Genomic DNA, 14,302 nt, shown 5'->3' on the forward strand with positions numbered 1-14,302 from the left:
GGCTCAGTCCCGTAAGGGGCTGAGCTTATTGCCCATGACGAAATGCGAGCACCGCCTGGCGGCACTGTTCCGTCACATGCTCGATGTCATGGTTCACGTCGATGCGGGCAATATCGCGTTCATCTTCCTGCGGGCACTCCAGCGCGTCGAACTGACTTTTTAGTAATCCCACCGGCATAAAATGCCCTGCCCGACGCTGCATGCGCACCAAAATAGTCTCGTAATCGCCATCCAGCCACAAAAAATGCACATTCGGGCTGCCCTGGCGCAATATATCGCGATACTGTTTTTTTAATGACGAGCAGACAATAAATCCGGTTTCATTCTTTTTATACAGGCTGTATGACGCGTCATTTAACCGTTCTAACCACGGCAGCCGGTCTTCATCAGTTAATGGAATACCTTCCGACATTTTATCAATATTTTTGGCGGGATGGAGATCGTCACCATCTATGAATTTAGCGGATAATACGGCGGCAACTTTGCTGCCAATGAGTGATTTACCGCTACCAGAAACGCCCATCAAAATATAACTTTCCCCAGCCATCTAAAAAACTCCAGATTCATATTCCATGGCGCGATATTACGCCTTGCTGATGGGGAAATTCACGCTTTTTCAGTACCACGGAGCAGATTTACAAGGCGCATCACGTTATGCGTAACATTGTAGTGTAACAATTTTCCAGCGTGATCTTCATCACAAATAATAACAATTAAAACCGTTTAAATGCTGCCGAGGTTACTACCTGACCAGTGAGGAATTTATGCAAGTCAAAACCCAATCCTGCGTTGTCGCGGGTAAGAAAGCTGTTGCCATTACCGACCAAAATATTGAATGGAATAATAAAGGAACGTTAGTGCAAATTACCCGCGGGGGAATTTGTGGTTCCGATTTACATTATTATCAGGAAGGCAAAGTCGGTAATTTTACCGTTAAAGCCCCGATGATTTTAGGCCATGAAGTTATTGGTAAAGTGGTCCAGAGTGATTCACCTGAATTACATGAAGGTCAGTCGGTGGCGATTAACCCGTCGAAGCCCTGCGGCCACTGCAAATACTGTCTGCAGCATGAAGAAAATCAGTGTACGGAAATGCGATTTTTTGGCAGCGCCATGTATTTTCCCCATGTTGACGGCGGCTTTACCCGGTTTAAAACCGTCGATACCGCACAGTGCATCCCCTACCCGCAGCAGGCCGATGAAAAAGTCATGGCCTTTGCCGAACCGCTGGCGGTAGCAATCCATGCCGCGCATGAAGCGGGCGACCTGCAGGGTAAACGCGTGTTTATCTCCGGCGTTGGGCCAATTGGCTGTCTGATCGTCAGCGCAGTGAAAACGCTCGGCGCAGCAGAAATCGTCTGTGCAGACGTCAGCCCGCGTTCGCTTTCGCTGGCGCAACAGATGGGCGCAGACACGCTGATTAATCCGCAACAAGACTCGCTCGACGCGTGGAAAAAAGAGAAAGGCTATTTTGACGTCAGCTTCGAAGTCTCCGGCCATCCTTCCTCAATCACCACCTGTCTGGAAGTCACCCGCGCGAAAGGCGTGATGGTGCAGGTCGGCATGGGCGGCGCGGTACCAGAGTTCCCGATGATGATGCTGATCGGCAAAGAGATCGCGCTTAAAGGCTCGTTCCGCTTTACCACCGAATTCAATACCGCGGTGTCGTGGCTGGCAAATAACGTTATCGATCCGCTGCCGTTACTCAGCGCCGAATATCCGTTTACCGACCTTGAACAGGCGCTGATCTTCGCCGGGGATAAAACCCAGGCGGCGAAAGTCCAGCTCGTTTTTGAAGACATAAAATAAGGAATAGCATGATGAACGATCTTTTTTCACTGGATGGCAAAAATATTCTGATCACCGGTTCGGCGCAGGGAATTGGTTATTTACTGGCGACCGGGCTGGGCAAATATGGCGCGCAGATCATCGTCAATGACATTACGCCGGAACGCGCAGAAGCCGCCGTGGCAAAACTGCAGCAGGAAGGGATCCGCGCCGTTGCCGCGCCTTTCAATGTTACGCATAAACAGGATATCGACGCCGCCATTGACCATATCGAAAAAGATATTGGCCCGATTGATGTGTTGGTGAATAACGCCGGTATTCAGCGCCGTCATCCGTTCACCGAGTTCCCGGAACAGGACTGGAACGACGTGATTGCGGTGAACCAGACGGCAGTATTCCTGGTGTCGCAGGCGGTCACTCGTCGCATGGTGGAACGCCAGGCCGGGAAAGTCATCAACATCTGCTCCATGCAGAGCGAACTGGGCCGCGACACCATCACGCCATATGCCGCCTCAAAAGGGGCGGTAAAAATGCTCACCCGTGGGATGTGCGTTGAGCTGGCGCGCCACAATATCCAGGTGAACGGCATCGCGCCGGGCTACTTCAAAACCGAGATGACCAAAGCGCTGGTCGAAGACGAAGCCTTCACCGCCTGGCTGTGCAAACGGACGCCTGCCGCACGTTGGGGCGATCCGCAGGAGCTAATTGGTGCGGCGGTTTTCCTCTCGTCCAAAGCATCCGATTTTGTTAACGGACACCTGCTGTTTGTCGATGGCGGCATGCTGGTCGCCGTCTGATACAACACAACGCAACATCACGCAGCGCCCTGGCGCTGCATTTTTGGCACACCACTCTACATAATTTATAAGAGAAAAGATTATGCCATTAATTATTATTGCGGCAGGCGTCGCGCTGCTCCTGGTCCTGATGATTGGCTTTAAAGTTAACGGCTTTATTGCTCTGGTCCTGGTAGCGGCGGTCGTCGGTTTTGCCGAAGGGATGGATGCCCAGGCCGTTCTGCACTCAATACAAAATGGGATCGGCGGTACGCTTGGCGGGCTGGCGATGATCCTCGGGTTCGGCGCCATGCTCGGAAAGCTAATCTCCGATACCGGCGCAGCCCAGCGTATCGCCACTACGCTGATTGGCACGTTCGGTAAAAAACGCGTGCAGTGGGCGCTGGTCATTACCGGGCTGGTCGTCGGTCTGGCGATGTTCTTCGAAGTCGGTTTTGTTCTGCTGCTGCCGCTGGTGTTTACGGTGGTGGCCTCATCCGGACTGCCGCTGCTGTACGTCGGCGTGCCGATGGTGGCGGCGCTGTCCGTGACCCACTGTTTTCTGCCGCCTCATCCGGGACCAACGGCGATTGCCACGATCTTCGAGGCCAACCTTGGCACCACGCTGCTGTACGGATTTATTATTACTATCCCGACGGTGATTGTCGCCGGGCCGCTGTTCTCCAAGCTGCTGACCCGCTTTGAGAAAGCGCCGCCGGAAGGCTTATTTAACCCACATCTGTTTACCGAAGAAGAGATGCCGTCGTTCTGGAACAGTATCTTTGCCGCGGTTATCCCGGTCATACTGATGGCGGTCGCCGCAGTGTGCGAAATTACGCTACCGAAGACCAACAGCGTGCGGGTGTTCTTTGAGTTTATCGGTAACCCGGCGGTCGCCTTGTTTATTGCCATCGTCCTCGCCATTTTCACCCTTGGCCGTCGTAACGGACGTACGATCGAGCAAATAATGGATATCATTGGCGACTCTATCGGTGCCATCGCCATGATTGTGTTTATCATCGCCGGCGGTGGGGCGTTTAAGCAGGTGTTGGTCGACAGCGGCGTGGGCCAGTATATTTCGCACCTGATGACCGGTACCTCACTCTCTCCGCTGTTGATGTGCTGGACGGTCGCGGCGTTGCTGCGCATCGCACTCGGTTCAGCCACCGTGGCGGCGATTACTACCGCGGGCGTGGTGCTGCCGATTATTAACGTCACCCATGCCGATCCGGCGCTGATGGTGCTGGCAACCGGTGCGGGCAGCGTGATTGCTTCCCACGTTAACGATCCGGGATTCTGGCTGTTTAAAGGCTATTTTAATCTCAGCGTCGGTGAAACGTTGCGCACCTGGACAGTCATGGAAACGTTGATTTCCATTATGGGACTCCTTGGGGTTCTGGCGCTTAACGCCATTCTGCATTAGTTCGGCATTACCGGGGAGCACAAGCCAGCGCTCCCCGGCTCAGGAGAGAAGATGAGGAACCACAGAATTTCTTTGCAAGATATCGCCACCCTGGCGGGTGTGACCAAAATGACGGTGAGTCGCTACATCCGCTCGCCGAAAAAAGTCGCAAAGGAAACCGGCGAGCGCATCGCGCAGATTATGGAGGAGATTAACTACATCCCCAACCGCGCGCCGGCAATGCTGTTGAACGCGCAAAGCTATACGCTCGGCGTGCTGATCCCCTCGTTTCAAAACCAGCTGTTTGCCGACATTCTGGCGGGGATTGAATCCGTGACCTCGGACCATAACTATCAAACGCTGATCGCCAACTACAATTACGATCGGGAGTCCGAGGAAGAATCGGTTATCAACCTGCTGTCGTACAACATCGACGGCATTATTCTTTCCGAGAAATATCACACTTTACGTACCGTGAAGTTTCTGCGTTCAGCGACTATTCCGGTGGTTGAGCTGATGGATATCCAGGGCGATCGTCTGGATATGGAGGTGGGATTCGATAACCGCCAGGCGGCGTTTGATATGGTCAGCACCATGCTGGATAAACGCCCGCGCCACAAAATCCTGTATCTGGGTTCGAAAGACGACGTCCGTGACGAGCAGCGCTATCGCGGCTATTGCGATGCCATGACCCGCCGGGGTCTGGAACCGCTGCGCGTGAATCCGCGCGCCATCTCCTCCATCCATCTCGGTACCCAGATGATGCGTGACGCGCTGGCTGCGCACCCGGATGTAGACGGCGTGTTCTGTACCAACGACGATATTGCGATGGGCGCGCTGCTGCTGTGCCGCGAGCGCGATCTGGCTGTGCCGGAGCAGATCTCGATTGCCGGATTCCACGGGCTGGAAATGGGCAGGCAGATGATCCCAAGCCTCGCGAGCGTGATCACCCCACGTTTCGACATTGGTCGCATGGCGGCGCAGATGTTGCTCAGTAAAATCAAGAACAACGACCATAACCACAACACCGTAGATTTGGGATATCAGATTTATCACGGCAATACGCTTTAAGTCATTTTCTCTCCCCTGCGCATATTCTCTTTCATCGACATTGCCTATACTCCAGGCAGGATAAATGGAGGAAATCTCAATGAGCGCACCCCTGTTAATTGCCCGCACGCCGGACACCGAACTGTTTTTACTGCCTGGCATGGCCAACCGCCACGGGCTGATTACCGGCGCGACCGGGACCGGTAAAACCGTCACCTTGCAGAAGCTGGCCGAATCGCTGTCGGAGATCGGCGTGCCGGTGTTTATGGCCGATGTTAAAGGCGACTTAACCGGCGTGGCGCAGGCTGGACTGGCGTCTGAAAAGCTGCTGACCCGTCTGAACAACATCGGTATTACCGACTGGCAGCCGCATGATAATCCGGTCACGGTGTGGGATATCTTCGGTGAGAAAGGTCACCCGGTGCGCGCCACGGTATCGGACCTCGGCCCGCTGCTGCTGGCCCGCTTGCTGAACCTGAACGATGTGCAGTCCGGCGTGCTGGATATTATCTTCCGCATTGCGGATGACCAGGGGCTGTTGCTGCTCGATTTCAAAGACCTGCGGGCCATTACCCAGTACATCGGTGATAACGCCAAATCCTTCCAGAATCAGTACGGCAACATCAGCAGCGCCTCTGTTGGAGCTATCCAGCGCGGGCTGCTGTCGCTTGAGCAACAGGGCGCGGCGCACTTCTTTGGCGAGCCGATGCTGGATATCAAAGACTGGATGCGCACCGACGCCAGCGGCAAGGGGATAATCAACATCCTTAGCGCAGAAAAACTGTACCAGATGCCCAAACTGTACGCCGCCAGCCTGCTGTGGATGCTCTCCGAACTGTACGAGCAGTTACCGGAAGCGGGCGATCTGGAAAAACCCAAGCTGGTGTTCTTCTTCGACGAAGCCCATCTGTTGTTCAACGATGCCCCGCAGGTATTGCTGGATAAAATCGAACAGGTGATCCGCCTTATCCGTTCGAAAGGCGTCGGCGTGTGGTTCGTGTCGCAAAACCCGTCGGATATTCCGGACAACGTGCTCGGTCAGTTGGGTAACCGCGTGCAGCACGCCCTGCGCGCGTTCACGCCCAAAGACCAGAAGGCGGTGAAAACCGCGGCACAAACCATGCGCGCCAATCCGGCATTTGATACCGAAAAAGCCATTCAGGAACTGGGGACCGGCGAGGCGCTAATCTCGTTCCTCGATGCCAAAGGCAGTCCGTCGGTAGTGGAGCGGGCGATGGTGATTGCGCCGTGCTCGCGCATGGGACCGGTAACCGACGATGAGCGCAACGGGCTGATTAATCACTCCGCGCTGTACGGCAAATATGAAGAAGAGGTTGACCGTGAGTCGGCCTATGAGCGCTTACAGCAAGGCGTGCAGGCCAGTACTGAGCAGCAAAATACACCTCCCGCCAACGACAAAGCGGTCGCAGTGGACGACGGTATTCTCGGCGGGCTGAAGGATATCTTGTTTGGCAGCACCGGGCCGCGCGGCGGCAAGCGTGATGGTGTGGTGCAGAGCGTGGCAAAAAGCGCGGCGCGTCAGGTCACCAATCAGATTATTCGTGGCATGTTGGGAAGTTTGATGGGCGGAAGAAAACGCTAGTGCCTGTGTTACTTTGCCAGATAAGGCATTAACGCCTTATCTGGCCTCCGGGTCCTGAGTAGGCCGGATAAGCGCAGCGCCATCCGGCACTGCGTGTGACGTTGCCGGATGGCGGGCTGTAATTACGATTTACGCAGCATCAGCCACAGGCTTATCAGGAAGAAGCTGGCACTTGGCAGCAGCGCCCCGATAATCGGTGGAATACCGTATACCAGCGTCAGCGGACCAAAGATCTGGTCCAGCACGTAGAACACGAAACCGAAGCTAATCCCCGTCACTACACGCACGCCCATCGGCACACTACGCAGCGGGCCAAAGATGAACGACAGCGCCATCAGCATCATCACCGCCACGGACAGCGGCTGGAAGACTTTGCTCCACATGTTGAGCTGGTAGCGTCCGGCGTCCTGGCCGCTGGACTTCAGGTACTTCACGTAATTATGCAGACCGCTGATCGACAGCGCATCCGGATCCAGCGCCACGACACCGAGTTTGTCTGGCGTGAGGTTGGTTTTCCAGGTGCCGCTCACGGTTTGTGAACCGGTAACCTGCTTCGGATCCTGCAGGTTGGACTCATCCACCTGCGACAGACGCCAGACCTTATTGTCTTTATCAAATTTGGCAGACGCCGCATAGCGCACGGACTGCAAACGACGCTGGTCGTTAAAGGTATAAATACTGATACCCCCTAACTCTTCGTCGCCCTTCACCCGCTCAATGTAGACAAAGCTGTCGCCGTCTTTCGCCCACAGCCCTTGCTGGGTAGACAGCAGCGAGCCACCGTACATCTGCTGTGCGCGGTAGTTACGCGCCATCTGTTCACCCTGCGGCGCAACCCATTCCCCGATGGCCATCGTCAACAGCACCAGCGGAATAGCGGTTTTCATCACCGACAGCGCAACCTGCATGCGGGTAAAACCGGACGCCTGCATCACCACCAGTTCACTGCGCTGGGCCAGCATGCCCAATCCCAGCAACGCGCCGAGCAGCGCCGCCATCGGGAAGAAGATCTGAATGTCTTTAGGGGCACTGAGCAGCGTATACAGCCCGGCCCCCATCGCGTCGTAGCTCCCCTGCCCGGCCTTTTTCAACTGGTCAACAAACTTGATGATGCCGGAGAGCGACACCAGCATGAACAACGTCATCATGATGGTGGTGAAAATGGTTTTACCGATATAGCGGTCAAGTACACCAAAGGGCTGCATTATACCGCTCCTTTACGCAGAAAACGGGCACGCAAGCGGCGCACAGGCACCGTATCCCACAGGTTAAGCGCAATCGCCAGAGCCAGATAACTCAGGTTAACCGTCCACATCCAGAACACTGGATCCAGTTTCCCTTTGCCGCCGTTCGACTTCAGTGAGGTCTGGATCAGGAAGAACATCAGATACAGCAGCATGGCGGGCAGCATCGACAGTACGCGTCCCTGACGTGGGTTCACCACACTCAGCGGTACCACCATCAGCGCCATCATCGCCACCGTGAATACTAACGTGATACGCCAGTGCAGCTCCGCACGGGCGCGATCGGTGTCGGTCGTCCACAGCGTGTGCATGTCCATCTGGTCGGTGTCGTTCGGATCCAGCGCCACGGCCTGATGGCCAATAATTGCCTGATAGTCCTTGAAGTCGGTAATGCGGAAGTCACGCAGCAGCGCGGTCCCTTCAAAGCGCGTACCTTCGTTCAGCGACACCACCTGGGAGCCATCGCGCAGTTGCGTCAGATGTCCGGAATCGGCCACGACCACGGAAGGACGGGCGTTACCTTTTGGGCGGATCTGCGCGAGGAACACATCTTTGAAATTACTGCCATCGACGCTTTCGATAAACAGCACCGAGCTGCCGTTAGTGGCCTGCTGGAACTGTCCCTGCGCGAGTGCCGCCATGCCGGGGTTCGCTTTCGCTTCCGCCAGCACTTCGTCCTGATGCTTTGAAGACCAGGGCCCCGCCCACATCACGTTGATCGCCGCAAAGATACTGGTAAACAGCGCCAGCACCATCGCCGCTTTCACCAGTACGGCCTTACTCAGCCCGCAGGCGTGCATCACCGTAATTTCACTTTCGGTATACAGTTTGCCCAGCGTCATGAGCAGCCCGAGGAACAGGCTTAATGGCAAGATAAGTTGCGCCATTTCTGGCACGCCCAGCCCCAGCAGCGAGAGCACCAGATTTGCCGGGATGTCACCGTCAACCGCCGCACCGAGGATCCTGACCAGCTTTTGACAAAAGAAGATCAACAGCAGGATGAATAGGATCGCAAGTTGGCTTTTGAGCGTTTCCCGTACCAGATATCTTATGATTATCACTTTAAATACGCCCGTAAAAACCCGTCTTTTGCAGGAAAATAGCTTGTTTCATGGCTTAAACGTCATTTATTCTCTTGAGTCGTCGAAATCGTCGCTAAGATCATTATACTCAACGGATCCACCTCTCAGAAATTGTTCTGACGTGCCAATGCCGTAATAACGTTAAGATTAACACGAAGTCACCGCAACAGCGGGTATGAGTTACGAAAGCTTGCAATTCTATCCGTAGCCACCGCCGTTGTCTTTAAGATTCAGGAGCGTAGTGCATGGAGTTCAGTGTAAAAAGCGGTAGCCCAGAGAAACAGCGGAGTGCCTGCATCGTCGTGGGCGTCTTTGAACCACGCCGCCTTTCTCCGATTGCAGAGCAGCTCGATAAGATCAGCGACGGGTACATCAGCGCCCTGCTGCGTCGTGGCGAACTGGAAGGCAAACCGGGTCAGACCCTGTTGCTACACCACGTTCCTAACGTTCTGTCTGAGCGCATTCTTCTCATTGGTTGTGGCAAAGAGCGTGAGCTTGATGAGCGCCAGTACAAGCAGGTTATTCAGAAAACCATCAATACTCTGAATGATACCGGCTCCATGGAAGCCGTCTGCTTCCTGACCGAACTGCACGTTAAAGGCCGTAACAACTACTGGAAAGTGCGTCAGGCTGTCGAGACAGCACAAGAGACCCTCTACAGTTTTGATCAGTTGAAGACCAACAAAAGCGAGCCACGTCGCCCGCTGCGTAAAATGGTGTTCAACGTCCCTACCCGCCGTGAACTGACCAGCGGCGAGCGCGCCATTCAGCACGGCCTGGCGATTGCCGCCGGTATTAAAGCCGCGAAAGATCTCGGCAATATGCCGCCGAACATCTGTAACGCAGCGTACCTGGCTTCTCAGGCGCGTCAACTGGCCGACAGCTACAGCAAAAATGTCGTCACGCGCGTCATTGGCGAGCAGCAGATGAAAGAGCTGGGTATGCACTCTTATCTTGCCGTCGGCCAGGGTTCGCAGAACGAGTCCTTGATGTCGGTTATCGAGTACAAAGGCAACCCGTCAGAAGACGTGCGCCCGATTGTGCTGGTCGGTAAAGGGCTAACCTTTGACTCCGGCGGTATTTCCATCAAGCCTGCCGAAGGCATGGATGAAATGAAATACGACATGTGCGGCGCGGCGGCAGTGTACGGCGTGATGCGCATGGTGGCGGAACTTCAGTTACCCATCAACGTTGTCGGCGTGCTGGCGGGCTGTGAAAACATGCCAGGCGGGCGCGCGTATCGTCCGGGTGATGTGTTAACCACCATGTCCGGTCAGACTGTTGAAGTACTGAACACCGATGCCGAAGGCCGCCTGGTGCTGTGCGACGTGTTAACCTATGTCGAGCGTTTCGAACCTGAAGCGGTCATCGACGTCGCCACCCTGACCGGCGCCTGCGTGATTGCGCTGGGTCATCACATCACTGGCCTGATGTCGAACCACAACCCGCTGGCGCACGAGCTGATTGGCGCGTCCGAACAGGCGGGCGATCGCGCATGGCGTTTACCGCTGGGTGATGAGTTCCAGGAACAGCTGGAGTCCAACTTCGCAGATATGGCGAACATCGGCGGACGCCCTGGTGGCGCGATTACCGCTGGCTGCTTCCTGTCGCGCTTTACCCGTAAGTACAACTGGGCACACCTCGACATCGCGGGAACCGCCTGGCGTTCAGGAAAAGCCAAAGGTGCAACCGGTCGTCCGGTGGCGCTGCTGTCGCAGTTCCTGCTCAATCGCGCCGGGTTTAACGGCGAAGAGTAAGTTTGCTTGATTGCCGGATGGCGCCGCATACGCGTCTTATCCGGCCTACAGTGAGTATTTAACCGTAGGCCGGATAAGCGTAGCGCCATCCGGCTTTGCATTTAAATCCACAACAAGAAGCCCCATATTATGAGAAACGCAACGTTCTATCTTCTGGATAACGACACACAACAAGATGGCTTAAGCGCCGTTGAACAACTGGTGTGTGAAATTGCCGCAGAACGTTGGCGCGCGGGCAAGCGCGTACTGATCGCCTGTGAAGACGAAAAACAGGCTATTCGGCTGGATGAAGCGCTGTGGGCAAGACCGGCAGAAAGCTTCGTGCCGCATAATCTGGCGGGGGAAGGTCCGCGTGGCGGTGCTCCGGTCGAAATTGCCTGGCCAGAAAAACGCAACAGCAGCCCACGCGATCTGCTGATCAGTTTGCGCGTCGGCTTTGTAGATTTTGCCACCGCTTTCACAGAAGTGGTAGACTTCGTCCCTTATGAAGATTCTTTGAAACAATCGGCACGCGAGCGCTACAAAGCTTACCGCGTGGCTGGTTTTAACCTGAATACGGCAACCTGGAAATAATGGAAAAGACATACAACCCACAAGATATCGAACAGCCGCTTTACGAGCACTGGGAAAAGCAGGGCTATTTCAAACCTAACGGCGATGAAAGCAAAGAGTCCTTCTGCATCATGATCCCGCCGCCGAACGTCACCGGCAGTTTGCATATGGGTCATGCTTTCCAGCAAACCATCATGGACACCATGATTCGCTACCAGCGCATGCAGGGTAAAAACACCCTGTGGCAGGCCGGTACCGACCACGCGGGTATCGCCACCCAAATGGTGGTTGAGCGTAAGATTGCCGCTGAAGAAGGTAAAACCCGTCACGACTACGGTCGCGATGCGTTTATCGATAAAATCTGGCAGTGGAAAGCGGAATCCGGCGGCACCATCACCCGTCAGATGCGCCGTCTGGGCAACTCCGTGGACTGGGAGCGCGAGCGCTTCACCATGGACGAAGGTCTTTCCAATGCCGTGAAAGAAGTCTTTGTTCGCCTGTACAAAGAAGACCTGATTTACCGTGGCAAGCGCCTGGTAAACTGGGACCCGAAACTGCGCACCGCCATCTCCGATCTGGAAGTAGAAAACCGCGAGTCAAAAGGCTCAATGTGGCACATCCGCTATCCGCTGGCTGACGGCGCAAAAACCGCAGACGGGAAAGATTATCTGGTGGTCGCCACCACGCGTCCGGAAACCGTGCTGGGCGATACCGGTGTGGCCGTCAACCCGGAAGATCCGCGTTATAAAGATCTGATCGGCAAATTCGTTATCCTGCCGCTGGTTAACCGCCGTATTCCGATTGTTGGTGATGAACACGCCGATATGGAAAAAGGCACCGGCTGCGTGAAGATCACCCCGGCGCACGACTTTAACGACTATGAAGTCGGTAAACGTCACGGCCTGCCGATGATCAACATCCTGACCTTTGACGGCGACATCCGCGAAACCGCGGAAGTGTACGACACCAAAGGCGAAGAATCTGACGTCTATTCCAACGAGATCCCGGCTGAGTTCCAGAAGCTGGAGCGCTTTGCCGCACGTAAAGCGGTGGTTGCTGCTATCGACGCGCTGGGCCTGCTGGAAGAGATTAAACCGCACGACCTGACCGTGCCTTACGGCGACCGTGGCGGCGTGGTTATCGAACCGATGCTAACCGACCAGTGGTACGTCCGTGCCGACGTGCTGGCAAAACCGGCGGTAGAAGCGGTTGAGAACGGCGACATTCAGTTCGTGCCGAAGCAGTACGAAAACATGTATTTCTCCTGGATGCGTGATATCCAGGACTGGTGTATCTCCCGTCAGCTGTGGTGGGGTCACCGCATCCCGGCCTGGTATGACAACGACGGCAACGTTTATGTCGGCCGTACCGAAGACGAAGTGCGTCAGGAAAACAACCTCGGCGCCGACGTTGCGCTGCGTCAGGACGAAGACGTTCTCGACACCTGGTTCTCCTCCGCGCTGTGGACCTTCTCTACGCTGGGTTGGCCGGAAAACACCGACGCGCTGCGTCAGTTCCACCCAACCAGCGTGATGGTTTCTGGCTTCGATATCATCTTCTTCTGGATTGCCCGCATGATCATGATGACCATGCACTTCATCAAAGATGAAAACGGCAAGCCGCAGGTTCCGTTTAAGACGGTCTACATGACCGGTCTGATTCGTGACGACGAAGGCCAGAAGATGTCCAAGTCCAAGGGTAACGTTATCGACCCGCTGGATATGGTTGATGGTATTTCCCTGCCGGACCTGCTGGAGAAACGTACCGGCAACATGATGCAGCCGCAGCTGGCTGAGAAAATTGCTAAACGTACCGAGAAGCAGTTCCCGGACGGCATCGAGCCGCACGGTACCGACGCCCTGCGTTTCACCCTGGCGGCACTGGCCTCAACCGGTCGCGATATCAACTGGGATATGAAGCGTCTGGAAGGTTACCGTAACTTCTGTAACAAGCTGTGGAACGCCAGCCGCTTTGTGCTGATGAACACTGAAGATCAGGATTGCGGCTTCAACGGCGGCGAAATGACCCTGTCGCTGGCGGACCGTTGGATTCTGGCGGAATTCAACCAGACCATCAAAGCGTACCGCGAGGCACTGGATAACTTCCGCTTCGATATCGCCGCGGGCATTCTGTACGAGTTCACCTGGAACCAGTTCTGCGACTGGTACCTGGAGCTGACCAAGCCGGTCATGACCGGTGGTTCTGAGTCTGAGCTGCGCGGCACCCGCCATACGCTGGTCACCGTGCTGGAAGGTTTGCTGCGCCTGGCGCACCCAATCATCCCATTCATCACCGAAACCATCTGGCAGCGTGTGAAGGTTATTTGCGGTAACACTGCCGATACCATCATGTTGCAGCCGTTCCCGGAATACGATGCGGCGCAGGTAGATGAAGCCGCGTTGGCCGATACCGAGTGGCTGAAGCAGGCGATCGTGGCCATCCGTAACATCCGTGCGGAAATGAACATCGCGCCGGGCAAACCGCTGGAGCTGCTGCTGCGTGGTTGCAGCACCGACGCGATGCGTCGTGTGAACGACAACCGTAGCTTCTTGCTGAACCTGGCACGTCTGGAAAGCATCACCGTGCTGCCTGCTGATGATAAAGGTCCGGTTTCCGTGACTAAAATTATCGACGGCGCCGAGCTGCTGATCCCTATGGCTGGCCTGATCAATAAAGAAGATGAGCTGGCACGTCTGGCGAAAGAAGTGACCAAAATCGACGGTGAGATTGGCCGCATTGAAGCCAAACTGTCCAACGAAGGCTTTGTCGCACGCGCGCCGGAAGCGGTTATCGCTAAAGAGCGTGAGAAGCTGGAAGGTTACGCTGAAGCGAAAGCGAAGCTGATTGAACAGCAGGCGGTTATTGCCGCGCTGTAAAGCTGTTTGCCGGATGGCGCTACGCTTATCCGGCAAACAGACACCGTCATCGTAGGTCGGATAAGCGTAGCGCATCCGACACCGCAGACGATAAAAGCCTCTGACGCACTCGCCCAGAGGCTTTTTATTGAATTATCCTCGCTTGCGCTTTCCCTCTCCGCAGTGGTATTAAC

General features: G+C 55.3%; 12 protein-coding genes. 8 read left to right on the top strand and 4 right to left on the bottom strand.

Annotated elements, in window-relative coordinates:
• Positions 1-25: 25 nt before the first annotated feature.
• Complete coding sequence (gene idnK / locus IB214_RS21150; RefSeq protein WP_117342393.1) at positions 26-547, bottom strand: gluconokinase; 522 nt, start codon at positions 545-547, stop codon at positions 26-28.
• Positions 548-764: 217 nt separating this feature from the next.
• Between idnK and idnD the strand changes: the two genes are divergently transcribed.
• The 5 genes from idnD to IB214_RS21175 all read left to right on the top strand — a co-directional run bounded on the left by idnD (position 765) and on the right by IB214_RS21175 (position 6,618).
• A complete protein-coding gene (gene idnD, locus IB214_RS21155; RefSeq protein WP_096758484.1) occupies positions 765-1,808 on the top strand; it encodes an L-idonate 5-dehydrogenase in 1,044 nt (347 codons plus the stop codon).
• An 11-nt stretch (positions 1,809-1,819) separates the two neighbouring features.
• Positions 1,820-2,584 carry a gluconate 5-dehydrogenase gene (gene idnO, locus IB214_RS21160; protein WP_096758485.1) on the top strand — a complete coding sequence of 255 codons (765 nt, stop codon included), beginning with the start codon at positions 1,820-1,822 and terminating at the stop codon, positions 2,582-2,584.
• An 82-nt stretch (positions 2,585-2,666) separates the two neighbouring features.
• Positions 2,667-3,986: a gnt-II system L-idonate transporter gene (idnT, locus tag IB214_RS21165; RefSeq protein ID WP_016155581.1), complete on the top strand. Its 1,320-nt coding sequence runs from the start codon at positions 2,667-2,669 to the stop codon at positions 3,984-3,986.
• Between the two features lie 51 nt (positions 3,987-4,037).
• Positions 4,038-5,036, top strand: coding sequence for a LacI family DNA-binding transcriptional regulator (locus IB214_RS21170; protein ID WP_096758486.1), 999 nt, complete (start codon positions 4,038-4,040; stop codon positions 5,034-5,036).
• 79 nt (positions 5,037-5,115) lie between these two features.
• Positions 5,116-6,618 (top strand): helicase HerA-like C-terminal domain-containing protein, encoded by a 1,503-nt coding sequence (locus IB214_RS21175; protein WP_117342394.1) that lies wholly within the window; start codon positions 5,116-5,118, stop codon positions 6,616-6,618.
• Between the two features lie 122 nt (positions 6,619-6,740).
• Here the strand turns inward: IB214_RS21175 and lptG are convergent, their stop codons facing one another.
• From lptG to IB214_RS21190, 3 genes are all read right to left on the bottom strand, one after another.
• On the bottom strand, positions 6,741-7,823 hold the full coding sequence (lptG, locus tag IB214_RS21180) for an LPS export ABC transporter permease LptG (RefSeq protein ID WP_115259560.1): 1,083 nt from the start codon (positions 7,821-7,823) through the stop codon (positions 6,741-6,743).
• Positions 7,823-8,923 carry an LPS export ABC transporter permease LptF gene (gene lptF, locus IB214_RS21185; protein ID WP_115259561.1) on the bottom strand — a complete coding sequence of 367 codons (1,101 nt, stop codon included), beginning with the start codon at positions 8,921-8,923 and terminating at the stop codon, positions 7,823-7,825. Before lptF ends, lptG begins: the two co-directional genes overlap by 1 nt.
• A 62-nt stretch (positions 8,924-8,985) precedes the next feature.
• Positions 8,986-9,036 (bottom strand): hypothetical protein, encoded by a 51-nt coding sequence (locus tag IB214_RS21190; RefSeq protein ID WP_212723231.1) that lies wholly within the window; start codon positions 9,034-9,036, stop codon positions 8,986-8,988.
• A 153-nt stretch (positions 9,037-9,189) separates the two neighbouring features.
• On the opposite strand from IB214_RS21190, the gene pepA reads away from it, so the two are divergent.
• The 3 genes from pepA (at position 9,190) to IB214_RS21205 (ending at position 14,129) form a co-directional block, all read left to right on the top strand.
• Positions 9,190-10,701 (top strand): leucyl aminopeptidase, encoded by a 1,512-nt coding sequence (pepA, locus tag IB214_RS21195; RefSeq protein WP_115259562.1) that lies wholly within the window; start codon positions 9,190-9,192, stop codon positions 10,699-10,701.
• A 129-nt stretch (positions 10,702-10,830) separates the two neighbouring features.
• The gene (gene holC, locus IB214_RS21200) at positions 10,831-11,274 is read left to right on the top strand and encodes a DNA polymerase III subunit chi (protein ID WP_096758490.1); all 444 of its coding nucleotides are present in this window, start codon (positions 10,831-10,833) and stop codon (positions 11,272-11,274) included.
• Positions 11,274-14,129, top strand: coding sequence for a valine--tRNA ligase (locus IB214_RS21205; RefSeq protein WP_117342395.1), 2,856 nt, complete (start codon positions 11,274-11,276; stop codon positions 14,127-14,129). The genes holC and IB214_RS21205 overlap by 1 nt, the downstream gene beginning before the upstream one ends.
• Positions 14,130-14,302: the final 173 nt, after the last annotated feature.

Origin of the sequence: Citrobacter sp. C1 (assembly GCF_014596895.2) — a bacterium.
In the GTDB taxonomy this organism is placed as follows: Bacteria; Pseudomonadota; Gammaproteobacteria; order Enterobacterales; family Enterobacteriaceae; genus Citrobacter; species Citrobacter gillenii.

What these genes read in the sequence shown, in the direction of transcription:
- idnK (WP_117342393.1), bottom strand. Translation starts at nt 547, where the DNA reads ATGGCTGGGGAAAGTTATATTTTGATGGGCGTTTCTGGTAGCGGTAAA.
- idnD (WP_096758484.1), top strand. Translation starts at nt 765, where the DNA reads ATGCAAGTCAAAACCCAATCCTGCGTTGTCGCGGGTAAGAAAGCTGTT.
- idnO (WP_096758485.1), top strand. Translation starts at nt 1,820, where the DNA reads ATGAACGATCTTTTTTCACTGGATGGCAAAAATATTCTGATCACCGGT.
- idnT (WP_016155581.1), top strand. Translation starts at nt 2,667, where the DNA reads ATGCCATTAATTATTATTGCGGCAGGCGTCGCGCTGCTCCTGGTCCTG.
- IB214_RS21170 (WP_096758486.1), top strand. Translation starts at nt 4,038, where the DNA reads ATGAGGAACCACAGAATTTCTTTGCAAGATATCGCCACCCTGGCGGGT.
- IB214_RS21175 (WP_117342394.1), top strand. Translation starts at nt 5,116, where the DNA reads ATGAGCGCACCCCTGTTAATTGCCCGCACGCCGGACACCGAACTGTTT.
- lptG (WP_115259560.1), bottom strand. Translation starts at nt 7,823, where the DNA reads ATGCAGCCCTTTGGTGTACTTGACCGCTATATCGGTAAAACCATTTTC.
- pepA (WP_115259562.1), top strand. Translation starts at nt 9,190, where the DNA reads ATGGAGTTCAGTGTAAAAAGCGGTAGCCCAGAGAAACAGCGGAGTGCC.
- holC (WP_096758490.1), top strand. Translation starts at nt 10,831, where the DNA reads ATGAGAAACGCAACGTTCTATCTTCTGGATAACGACACACAACAAGAT.
- IB214_RS21205 (WP_117342395.1), top strand. Translation starts at nt 11,274, where the DNA reads ATGGAAAAGACATACAACCCACAAGATATCGAACAGCCGCTTTACGAG.